This is a genomic window from Acinetobacter sp., from assembly GCF_041911495.1.
GTDB lineage: Bacteria > Pseudomonadota > Gammaproteobacteria > Pseudomonadales > Moraxellaceae > Acinetobacter.
This window is the reverse complement of record NZ_JAYROT010000075.1, coordinates 1-12,436: the sequence shown is the minus strand read 5'-3', so window position 1 is coordinate 12,436 and position 12,436 is coordinate 1. Positions and strand designations below refer to the sequence as shown.

At 40.4% G+C, this 12,436-nt stretch carries 7 protein-coding genes; 6 read left to right on the top strand and 1 reads right to left on the bottom strand.

The window, feature by feature from the left end:
- Window positions 1-76: 76 nt before the first annotated feature.
- The 6 genes from icd (at window position 77) to ACE3PQ_RS09750 (ending at window position 12,039) form a co-directional block, all read left to right on the top strand.
- A complete protein-coding gene (gene icd, locus ACE3PQ_RS09775; RefSeq protein WP_374297363.1) occupies window positions 77-1,333 on the top strand; it encodes an NADP-dependent isocitrate dehydrogenase in 1,257 nt (418 codons plus the stop codon).
- Window positions 1,334-1,635: 302 nt separating this feature from the next.
- On the top strand, window positions 1,636-2,133 hold the full coding sequence (locus tag ACE3PQ_RS09770) for a hypothetical protein (RefSeq protein ID WP_374297360.1): 498 nt from the start codon (window positions 1,636-1,638) through the stop codon (window positions 2,131-2,133).
- A gap of 32 nt (window positions 2,134-2,165) precedes the next feature.
- Window positions 2,166-4,544 (top strand): beta strand repeat-containing protein, encoded by a 2,379-nt coding sequence (locus ACE3PQ_RS09765; protein WP_374297358.1) that lies wholly within the window; start codon window positions 2,166-2,168, stop codon window positions 4,542-4,544.
- 110 nt (window positions 4,545-4,654) lie between these two features.
- The gene (locus ACE3PQ_RS09760; protein ID WP_374297434.1) at window positions 4,655-10,669 is read left to right on the top strand and encodes an SdrD B-like domain-containing protein; all 6,015 of its coding nucleotides are present in this window, start codon (window positions 4,655-4,657) and stop codon (window positions 10,667-10,669) included.
- 2 nt (window positions 10,670-10,671) lie between these two features.
- A complete protein-coding gene (locus tag ACE3PQ_RS09755; RefSeq protein ID WP_374297356.1) occupies window positions 10,672-11,904 on the top strand; it encodes an OmpA family protein in 1,233 nt (410 codons plus the stop codon).
- Window positions 11,905-11,910: 6 nt separating this feature from the next.
- Complete coding sequence (locus ACE3PQ_RS09750) at window positions 11,911-12,039, top strand: hypothetical protein (protein ID WP_374297354.1); 129 nt, start codon at window positions 11,911-11,913, stop codon at window positions 12,037-12,039.
- Between the two features lie 99 nt (window positions 12,040-12,138).
- On the opposite strand, the gene ACE3PQ_RS09745 is transcribed toward ACE3PQ_RS09750, so the two are convergent.
- The coding region (locus tag ACE3PQ_RS09745; protein WP_374297351.1) for a helix-turn-helix domain-containing protein at window positions 12,139-12,436 on the bottom strand (298 nt) is incomplete at its 5' end.

Below are 12,436 nucleotides of genomic sequence, written 5' to 3'. Positions count from 1 at the left end.
AGGCGTTAAAAAAGTTTTAGTGTCGTTCAAGACATTTATACAGCATTGCCAATTATAAGAAGGGAGCATCTTTACAATGGGTTATCAGAAGATCGTAGTTCCTGCAGATGGTGATAAAATCACCGTAAATGCAGACCTGTCACTGAATGTTCCAAACCATCCAATCATTCCTTTTATCGAAGGAGATGGGATTGGTGTGGATATTACACCTGTAATGAAGACGGTGGTCGATGCTGCGATTCTTAAAGCATATGGTGGCAAGCGTTCGATCGAATGGATGGAAGTATATTGCGGCGAAAAAGCAGATAAAATCTATGGCACGTATATGCCTGAAGAAACCTTTGATGCGCTACGTGAATTTATCGTGTCGATTAAAGGGCCGCTTACCACACCAGTTGGTGGTGGTATTCGTTCGCTCAACGTCGCACTTCGACAAGAATTAGACTTGTATGTTTGTGTGCGTCCAGTGCGATGGTTTGAAGGCGTGCCTTCGCCGATGCAACACCCTGAGCTTACTGATATGGTCATCTTCCGTGAAAACTCAGAAGACATCTATGCAGGGATCGAGTGGAAAGCAGATTCTGATGAAGCCAAGAAAGTTATTAAATTTCTCAAAGAAGAAATGGGCGTGACCAAGATTCGCTTTGAAGAAGGTTGTGGTATTGGGATCAAGCCAGTATCTAAAGAAGGAACACAGCGTCTAGTACGAAAAGCGATTCAGTTTGCGATTGATAATGATAAGCCTTCGGTGACTTTGGTTCACAAAGGTAATATCATGAAATATACCGAAGGGGCGTTCAAAGAGTGGGGCTATGAGCTTGCAATTGATCGTTTTGGCGGTGAGTTGTTAGATGGCGGTCCTTGGGTCAAAATTAAAAATCCGAAAACAGGGAAAGATATCATTATTAAGGATGTCATTGCTGATGCGTTCTTACAACAAATCTTGATGCGTCCAGCGGATTATTCTGTGATCGCAACTTTAAACCTAAATGGTGACTATATCTCTGATGCACTTGCAGCAGAAGTCGGTGGTATTGGTATTGCGCCAGGTGCAAATATCGGTGGGGCGATCGCTGTGTATGAAGCAACACATGGTACAGCACCAAAATATGCAGGTCAGGATAAAGTCAATCCAGGTTCTATCATTCTCTCTGCGGAAATGATGCTACGTGATATGGGTTGGATTGAAGCAGCGGATCTCATCATTCGTGGTGTATCTGGTGCGATCAAAGCCAAAACGGTGACTTACGACTTTGAGCGTTTGATGCCAAATGCAACTTTACTTCGTTGTTCTGAATTTGGTAAAGCGATTATTCAACACATGGAAGATTGAGCGAGCTTTCTTAAGCTATAAAGTTTTGTTAGAAAGAGCAGATTAGTTTGCTCTTTTTTATATGAATCATAAAACTAAAGCACAATAGCTGAATAATAAAACTTAAAAAATCATTATAAAGTTCTGTTTACAAAATACAAAACCATAAAATAATATGATTTATCACCTAAATTCCGCTCCAGTTACAAAAAAATTGCCCTTCTTAAATATTTTTTGTGATACATGTTGCATTATTGTACCGTAAATGTTGTATATTAAGCGCTAAATAATCTCAGATTGTGAATTTAGTTTCGAGGATGACTATGGTGCTTTCTAAACAATTCGTGAAAACTGCTTTGATTAGCTCTGCTTTGATTCTATTGGCACCTAGCGTGCTTGCAAATACTCAAGCTGCAAAAGAGCCTGTATCAGTAGATCTAAAAACATATCTCATTGCACAAAATGCTGAAGGTAAAATTACGGAACAAGTAGCTTCAGAAGTGAAACCGGGGCAGGTGGTTGAGTATCGTGCAGTATATACAAATAACACAGCAGGGACGATCAAAAACTTGGTAGCAACTTTACCAATTCCTGCTGAAACGCAATTCCTTGCTAAGTCTGCTCCAACAAAGGCTCAAGCAAGTACTGATGGTGTGAATTTTGCACCAATGCCACTGAAGAAAAAGGTTGGCGATCAGGTAGTGAATGTTCCACTAGCAGACTATCGTGCTCTGCGTTGGACCATCGCAGAGCTTCCTGCTGGGAAGTCAATTGCTGTTTCTGCGCAAACACGCATTAATAGTACAGCTGTAAGTAATTAATCTTAAATATGCTCTTTATGAGGAAGGTAAAAATGTCTCAAAATTTTAAATTACCGCGCATTACCCAGCTAGCAACTTCGATTGCACTAGCTCTAGGTGGTGTTGCTGTAGCGCAAACAACCCAAGCGGCCGCTCCTGCAGCTGGATCAAACATCAATAACATTGCATCTGCAACGTATAATGATGCAAGTGGTAACCCACAATCTGTTACATCTAACCAAGTAACAACTACAGTACTACAAGTGGGTAGCTTTACTTTGGTTGATAATCGTACAGCATCTGCGAATCCAAATGGTTCGGTAAGCTTGTCGCATACATTAACAAATACAGGTAATGGTTCAGATACATATACACTTGCACTTGCACAGTTAACAACTGATGCCTTTAACTTGAATAATCTACAAGTATATTTAGATGCTAACAATGATGGTGTTAAAGATAGTAATACTCCTGTAACTTCAGTAACTTTAGCACCAGGTGCATCAGTTGGTTTGATTATTGAATCAACTGTACCGAGTACAGTCACTACAGGTCAGGCACAGTACACTATCACTGCGACCAGTGCATTTGATAGCGCAACTGATACAGATACAGATACTGTTGTTGTAACGAACGGTGCGGTATTACGTATTGAGAAAGCTGCAAGTGTATCTAGCGTCAGCGCAAATGGTGAAATCGAATATACATTGACATATCGTAACACTGGTAATGCTGCGGCGGCTAATGTATCTATTACAGATAACATTGATGTTACTAAAGTTGCTTATGTACCAAATTCTGGTCGTTGGAATGGTTCTGCAACCCCTTTAACTGATGGAGCTTTTGGTGATCCTGCAGGCATTAACTATCAAGTTAATGCTACAACTGGTGTAATGTTAATTTCATTGGATAACGTTCCTGCAAACTCAACAGGCACGATCAAATTTAAAGTCCAAGCAAATACAACGAACACTGCAAACATTCTCAACACCGCATCTGTCTTTGATGATAATGATAATGATGCAAGCACAACCCCAAATGGCGTAACACCGACTAACTCTAACCAAACTGTCGTGACCGTGACTAGAACCTATTCGGGTACTGTCAATGAAAGGACAAACAACGATTACGCAGATGCTGCAACAGTGCCAAGTGATGTCAACCAAGATAACACTGTTAAAGAAAATGCAACCATTGGTACACCAGTAGTATTTGGTAACAATACAGGCTCAGCAGATCAAGGCCCAGATCAAATTGTGATCCACAATACAGGTACTGGTGTAGAAACATATAACGTCACTGTAAATCAGGCTGATCTTCCAGCAGGTAGTACCGTTGAACTGTTTAAATCTGATGGTGCAACACCTTTAACAGATACAAATGGCGATGGTATCGTGGATACAGGTCCTATCGCGGCTGGTTCAACTGCAAACATCGTTGCAAAAGTAACTTTGCCATCAAACTACTCAACGCCTATAAATTCAGCGACTACGGATGATGTGATCTTAACAATTGATCCTGTAAATAATCCGTCTGCATCTGCAAATGATACATTGAAGCTTAGCATCGTGGATGTATTGGCACGTGATATTGACTTCCTTGCAGACCAACAAGGTCAGATTCAACCAGGTGGTACAATCCTTTATACACATACTTTGACCAACAACGGTGGTTTTGATGAAGGTGTTGGCTCAAGTGTATTAACACTTACTGATCCATCAACGACTCACGCGGGTACAATGGCTGGTGCAGTGACATCGGTATATGTAGATTTAGATAATGATGGTGTTGCAGATATTAATGAACTTGTAACTAACTTTTCAGGTACAGGTGCAGGTTCTTTACAGGACTTGTTATCACAGACTGGTACAGCAGGTTTACAACCAGGTGAATCTGTGAGTATCTTGGTGAAAGTTGAAGCGCCGTTGAATGCAACAGCTGGTCAATATGATCTTTCTACAATTACCATTACGCCAACAGGTACATTGGGTGGCTTGAATGCGCCTGCAGCAGTTCAAGTCGTTGACCGTACAGTGGTAAATATTGGTCAATTGCGTCTTGAGAAATTCCAAGGTTTAGATATTAACTGTGATGGCGATTTGACTGATACAGATGAAATTTCGTTCACCAAAGGTACTTTACAAGCAAAACCAGGACAATGTATTCAGTATCGCATTGTTGCAACCAATGATGGTAATCAACAAGTGACTAATGTCGTAATGAGTGACCCAGTACCAGCATATACTACTGTTTCGACAGCTCCTGCACCAGCGTTTACCACTGGTTATACACCAGTACAAGCTGCATTAGGTAACCCTAGTGTGACAGTGTCTAATGGTAGTAATGGTAGTGTTATTACTTCTCCAGGATTTGCAGTAGATCCATTAAAACAAGTAGTGATTGAATTCGCTGTCAAAGTGGACGCAAACTAATCTAAAGTTTTGGTATAAGCAATACAGCCTCTAGAAGGCTGTATTGTGAGATGCTTATATCTAAATATAAGCATCTCATTATCTCAAATTATCTATTTAAGGTCATCGCAGTGTTGCAATCGACAAAACTACAGACTTGCCAAAAAACGACATTTGTACTGTCGGCGTTGACAATGTCTATGTTGTTAGCGCAATATGGCAATGCAGCCATGCCTAGTGCAAATAGTACGATTCAGAACATTGCATATGCAACATACTTTGTAGATAGTTCAGGTGTTGAGCAAACAGTTACTTCTAATGCAGTAGAAATTAATGTTTCCGCACTATATGCAATTCACTTAACCACGCCAATTGCTCAAGAGATTGAGCCAAGTCAATTGGTGATTTGGTCTAACACACTTACAAATAATAGTAATACACCTGCACGTGTTAGTTTAGATACGGTTGATATTACTGGTTTAAGTAATGTCAAAATATATATCGATTCAAACAAAAACGGTCAATTTGACTCTAGCGACCCTGAGTTTACGCAATACATTCTCCTTCAACCGGGAGAGAGTGTTGATTTATGGGTGGTTGCTACAGCAAGTTCATCACTGACAAATGGTCAGAAGCTTGATTTACCGATTAATGCAGTAGTTGTTGAAGATACTGATGCTACAGCAAGTGCGATTGATAGTGCAAATGTCGTTATTCCAGAACTTGTTGCGACTAAAGAAGTACAGCAACAGTCGTTTGATCCTGATAACGCATCAGATTTCGATCTTGACTACACGTTGCGCATTCAAAATAATGCTTCAAAAGCAGCTACGCCAATTGATGTGACAATTGATGGTCAAACACAACAAATGGTCTTATTGGTCGATGATATTCCTGCCAATACAACATTTAAATCTGCTCGCCCTACGAATTCTCAAGCAAAAGTACTTTATAAAACTGGTGCAAATAATTATAGCACAACAGCGCCAACTGACTTATCAACGATTGATCAGCTTGTTGTGGGTTTTCCGACGATTGCTGCAAAGACGACAGAGCAAGTTGATTTCGTCGTTACGATGAATAGTGGTATTGCACAAACAATTGTAAAGAATGTTTTTAATGTTGAATACGCAACCACTGGTGGACAAAAAGTCACACCATCAAACCAAGTATCAACAGCGATATCTGGTAGTTCAAAAATCTTCAATAAATCCAGCGATTTCAGTACCATACTTGGCTCAGGCACTGCAGAGCGTCCTTTGTATATTGAATCTCGTAGTGCAACATGTAATGCCGATCGTTATACAGTTGATCGTGTTAAGATTCGTGTTCAATCTAGCAAAACTGGTGATTTGGAAGAAATTATCGGTGTGGAAACTGGTGCAAACACTGGTCTATTCCGCTACGAGTTGCCAACAACACGTTCAGACGTTGCGATCAATCAAGATGATATTTTGCAAACAGTGAAGCGTGATCAAGTTGCGATTAACTTGACCGATTGTTTGGATGCAAACAATCAATCCACGCAAACATTTGATAATGTCGATACGCAAGTATTAATGGATAACTATGGTACGGTTTTTGATGCAAAAACAGGTTTACCAGTTGCAGGTGCTACGGTTACACTGATTGATGCTACTACAGGTCAACCTATTGGTAACAATGTTGCTTATCGTATCGACCCTGTAACTGGTGCGATGATTTCGATCTCTGCGACTCAGCTAACAAATAGCGACGGTGAATTTGTTTACCCACACGTTAATGCAGGTCGCTATATAATTGATGTAGATACAAGCACGATTCCTAGCAATACAGAATATAAGTTTACTAGTGACAAATCTGTATATCCAATTTCAGGTTTTTCATCTGACAAAATTGTTAATCCAGAATGGTCATATGCTGGTGAATTCGATATTGGTCAAGGTGAAACCGTACTCAATATTGATATTCCAATTGACCCATTGTCAGATGAAAGTCGCTCGAACTTATTTGTGAAAAAAGTTGCGACCGATAACGAAGCGGAAATTGGTGATTTTGAAGAATATACAGTTACGGTAGCTAACCGTGGCAATGTTGATGCGACTGATGTTTCGATCAAAGATACCTTACCACGTGGTTTTATCTACGTTGAAGGATCAATGCGAGTTGATGGCACGAAAGTTGACGATCCATACGGTGGCAAAGGACCTTACTTAACATTGGGTCTTGGAACTTTAAAAGCTAATGAAGAAGTTAAAGTTCAATATAGAGTTTATATTGGTCCAAACGCATTAAATGGTGATGGGATCAACCGTGTCCGTGCAAAAGATTCAACAGGCAAAGAGTCAAATGAGGCTTCTGCTAAAGTTGAAGTAACCCCAGGTGCGATGATCTCCGAAGGCTTTATCGTTGGTAAGATCTTCACAGATTGCAATCGTAATGGCGTACAAGACTTCGGCGAAATCGGTGTACCGGGTGTACGTGTTTATCTTGAAGATGGTAGCTATGCGATTACCGATAGCGAAGGTAAATACGATTTCTATGGTATTTCAGCTAAAACTCACGTTTTAAAAGTTGACCGTATTACGTTGCCATCAGAAGCAGAATTGCTTTTGATTAGTAATCGCCAAGCTGGTGATCCGAACAGCCGTTTCGTCGATTTGAAACGTGGTGAATTGCATCGTGCTGATTTTGCGATCTCTAGTGGTGCGGCTGGTACTTGTTCTGAAACTTTGATTGATCAAGTCCTTAAGCGTAAAGAATCAATTGAATTAAAAAATTCAAAGCTTGAGCAAATCCTACGCACAGACTTAACGATTGATCCATTAAACTTCCGTGTATCTGATGCACGTGGTCAGCCTGCAAGTGGTTGTATTTCTGCACAAGGCATTAGCTCGAATTGTGCTGTTGACTATTCTAAAGAAAAGTTGATGGACTTGAAGCCAGTTCAGTTTGAACCTAAAAAAGTTGAAACTACGGTTAGTCTTGAAAAAGCCTTAGAAAATGCAACAGATAATAAACTTGAAATCCTAAACTTACGTGAAGGTCAAGTGTTGGCCTATCCGCAAGCCACTATTCAGATCAAAGGTACAGCTGGTACGAACCAACAGCTTTGGGTAAATGGCGAACAAGTTGGCGAAAAGCGTATCGGTAAACGTGCAGTATTGCCTGATTTCCAAGTGTCTGGTTTGGACTTTATTGGTGTAGCGCTTAAACCGGGTAAAAATACGATCGAAGCACGTCAGCTTGATATGATGGGTAATCTTCGTGAATCTAAAAAGATCGAAGTGATTGCACCTGATCAACTTGACAAGATTGTACTGAATGCAACTGCTCAAATGGCACAAGCGAATGGTACAGATCGTTTGAATGTTGAGTTAAAAATCGTAGACCGTTTTGGTACTGTGGTATCTAGCCGCACGCCACTCACTGTACAATCAAATATTGGTACAGTAGAACTAGAAGATTTAGATAAAAAAGAACCGGGCATTCAAGTATTCGTTGAAGGTGGTACTTTAATTGTACCAATTCAATCTCCAAATGATGCAGGTGAAGGTATCCTTTCTGTTGAAAGTGGTATCTTTCATGCAAGTACGCCTGTACGTTTTTTGCCAAATCTTCGCCCGATTATTGCAACGGGTATCATCGAAGGTGCAATTTCATTTAAAGACTTTAACCCAAGTGAACTCAACAAAGTTGATTCTAATGATGGTTTTGAAGAAGAGTTAAAAGAAATATCTAGCGCTGACGATGGTAAACTGAAAACCACTGGTCGTGCTGCGATGTTCTTAAAAGGTAAGGTAAAAGGCGAATACCTACTTACTTTGGCTTATGACTCTGATAAAGATAATAGTCAGCGTTTGTTCCGTGATATCCGTCCAGATGAATACTATCCAGTGTACGGTGATTCTGCGGCAAAAGGTTTTGAAGCTCAGTCAACAAGTAAGCTTTATATTCGTGTGGACAAAGGTCGCTCACATGTCATGTATGGCGACTATGTAACACGCACAGAAAATGATGAAGGCTTGTCGCTCGGTCAATACAACCGTTCTTTGACTGGTGTACGTGGTGTCATCGAAGGTGATAAATATAAAGTTTCAGCATTTGCTGCAGAAACAAATACTGAGCAAGTCGTTACTGAACAGCGTGCATTAGGTATCTCAGGTCCATATAGCTTAGGTAATGTTGACACTGATGACATTCTAGAAAATAGTGAAAAAGTTGAAATCTTAGTCCGTGATCGTAACAATCCAGGACTGATCATTTCTACTGAAACATTGACTCGTTTTACTGATTATGAAGTAGATACTTTTAGTAATAGTATTTATTTAAAAGATCCAGTACCAAGTGTCGATGCAAATTTAAACCCAATGTATATTCGTATCACAGTTGAGTCAGATCAGGGTGGCGAAGAGTATATTGTTGGTGGTGTATCAGGCTCATACAAAATCACTGATAGCGTTAAAGTTGGTGCTTCACACGTTCAAAGTGACAATCCTTTGAATGAAGAACAACTAAGCAGTGCGAATACTGTGGTTAATCTTGGCAAATCAGGTAAGTTGGTTGCTGAGTTTGCAACATCTGAAGTAAATGTGAGCGATGTCAATATATTGACACAGATCAATGTCGATCCATCAGAAACAGGTGAGATCTCAGGTGATGCTTACCGCATTGAGCTTGATTATGCTTATAAGAATATGGACTTCCGTGCATATCACAATAATGCAGATGAAGGCTTCTACAATACGTCATCACCGATCTCATCAGGTCGTAGTGAAAGCGGGATCAAAGCACGTGCCAACATTAACAATGTTGGTTTGGTAAATATCGAATTTATCCGTACAGAAGATTTAAACAACGGCGTAAATCAAGGTGTATCTGCAAGTATTCAACGTGCAATTAATAAGATTCTAGCAATTGAGTTTGGCTTGCGTTATTACGACGAGTCTGAGCCTGCAACTGCAAATACTAATCAAATTGCACCGTATAGTGGTACGACTGTTCGTACAAAATTGACAGGTCAATTGCCATGGGCAGGTTCAAGTGCCTTCATCGAATATGAGCAAGATATTGAAGAATCTGATCGTCAAGTATTTGCTGTAGGTGCAGACTACCAAATCAATACTAAGCTACGTGCTTATGGTCGTCACGAGTTGGTTTCAAGTATTAGCGGTTTGTACGAATTGAATGATACACAACGTCGTAACGTCACTGTATTTGGTTTAGAAAGCCGTTATAACAACGACTCTACAGCATTCAGTGAGTATCGTGTACGTGATGGTATCAGCGCTCGCGAAGCAGAAGCAGCGATTGGTTTGCGTAACCGTTGGGAGCTTGAAGAAGGCTTCTATGTCAATGCAGGCTTTGAGCAAGTTAAAGCAGTATCTGGTGCAAACAATCTGAGTGCAGACAATACAGCGGTAAGTCTTGGAGCAGAATATTTAGCACCTGAAAACTGGAAAGCGGTAGGTCGTATTGAAGCACGTTGGGCTGATCAATCGGATACAGTATTGAACAACCTCGGCGTAGCGTATAAGTATTCTGATGATGTGACTTTACTTGCGAAGAATGTAATCAGCTTCACTGACAATAAGAGTGAAAATAGTGGGAATCGTCTTGTCGATCGCTTCCAACTTGGTGCAGCTTATCGTGATACAGATACCAATCGTTTTGATGCGTTGACTAAAGTTGAGTATCGTTATGACAAGAACGAATCTGACTTAAGCAATAAATTCTTGAAGAATGTGTATATCTTCTCGACACATATGAACTATCATCCAACTCGTGCAATGACCTTGTCTGGTCAGTATGCAATGAAAAAAGTTGATACGACATTCTCAGGCCTACAATCAGACGGTACAACATACCTCGTTTCAGGTCGTGCAATGTACGATATTAATGAGCGTTGGGATGCTGGAATCCACAGTGGTCTATTGTGGTCTGATGTAAGTGAAGGAAAACGCTTGCTCGTAGGTGGGGAAGTTGGTTATCTTGTTGCAGCAAACCTATGGTTGTCAGGTGGTTATAACTTCTCTGGTTATGACGATGAAGATCTTGTTGATAGTGACACCACGGTAAAAGGACCTTATTTACGTATGCGCTTCAAGTTTGATGAAAACTTGTTTAAACGTAAAGATTCATCTGTTAATGCTTCGAGAGAGCCATAGTTATGAATAAGCAAGCTATGAATAGTAAAGCGATGAAGCAAAAAAATATTAACCAAGTCAGTACAGATCGGACTTGGAGAGGCTTTCAACGCCCTGCATTAATTGTTGCGATGTCTTTGGGTTTAATCACCTTAAATACGACTGTAACTTTTGCAGTCGAGCTTGATTCGATTCCACAAGAGGCTGTTGCAAGTCTACCATCTCAGCCAGAGCAGATGAGTAATCCAGTTCAACCATCTGCACCTGTAGTTACTGCTGAAAAGAAACTTACAACAAGTTTAGCTCGACCAACGATTGACGAATCTACGTATATTGCCAATCCACAAGACAAAGACGTTGCTGAGATGCAACGACGTCTTTTACCATTTTTTGCCAATAAACAAAGTATTCAATATTATCATGCGAAAAAAGCAGCAACGTGGCTCACTTATGCAGCTCACGAAGGTGGCGAACGTGGTTTTATTAAAAATACTCGCAAAGAAGCACTTGCTGAAGCAGATCGTATCATCAGCGCATTAGAGCAAGGTCAAGCAGAAGAATTAAGCTTGACGACCAATGTATTGTCAATGTCAGGTGTGATGCGTCGTGATTTGTGGGCAACTGCTGAAGTATTAAAGCACCATGAAGGATTTAATACGAGTTATGCAGAAACTGCGCAAGCCGAAGTCATTTTGGTTTGGGCGGTTGCAGAGCATTGCGAACTCGGATGGCGTCATTCTCGTGAAAAGTTTTTATCGGCGCAGCGTCTTTTAGATCGTGCAACTTACCAGGTGTTGACTGTCAATCCAAATGCACCACAAGAATTACCTAAAGTGACTTACCCATCACTAGAAGAATTAAATGGTGGTGAAAAAGCGTGTAATGGTGTGAAAGGGCAATGGCCAATTTGGACGCCTGCGGTAGTTGCGCCTGTGGTCATTCCTGAGCCTGAACCAACGGTGCTTGATGAGTTTGAAACCGAAGAAGCCATTAAGTTTGGTAAGATTCCAAATGTCGTTCATTTCGGTTTAGATCAATCAAATATCACCGATGAAAGTGCGGTGATTTTGAATAAGATTATTCGGTTCATGAATAAATATCCTGACCATACCATGACTTTGTACGGCTTTACTGATCTTCGTGCCAGTGTAGCTTACAACTTACGTTTATCGAAAAAGCGTGCTGATGCGGTTGCAAGCTATCTGATACAGCATGGTATTACCGAAAGTCGTATTGCGATGGAAGCAGAAGGCTAAACTCAGTTGATTGCTAATGATGAAGCGAAAATGGGACATGCTTTGAGCCGTCGGGTTGAGCTCGTTTATGTCGATCCTGAAGGCAAAGAAGTGAAAACCTATCGTCAGACTACTGATCTTCAGTTAGAAGATTAAGTCAGATAACCTAAATCAGTTAATTTAAGTCAGATAAACAAGGCTAGGTATTACAAATAATAGTTAGCCTTTTTCTTTTAGTTTTACCATATCGTGAGATCAAATTGCATGTGGTGACATACCGCTCCATCGTTTGAAAGCACGTCTAAAATTATTCGCATCATTGATTTGAAGATACTCAGACACTTGTTCGGTCTTATAGCCATAAATGCGATATAGCTTGATTGCAGTATGTAGACGGCATTGGTCAAGCTGAGCTTGAAAATGGGTGTGGTGCTTTTTTAGTTTACGCTTCAAGCTCGCTGGGCTCATTCCAAAATATTCTGCAGTATGTTCAAGTTGAATATTATGCTGAATGTTTTGCATCAAATATTGATACAACACTACTAAAAAAGAT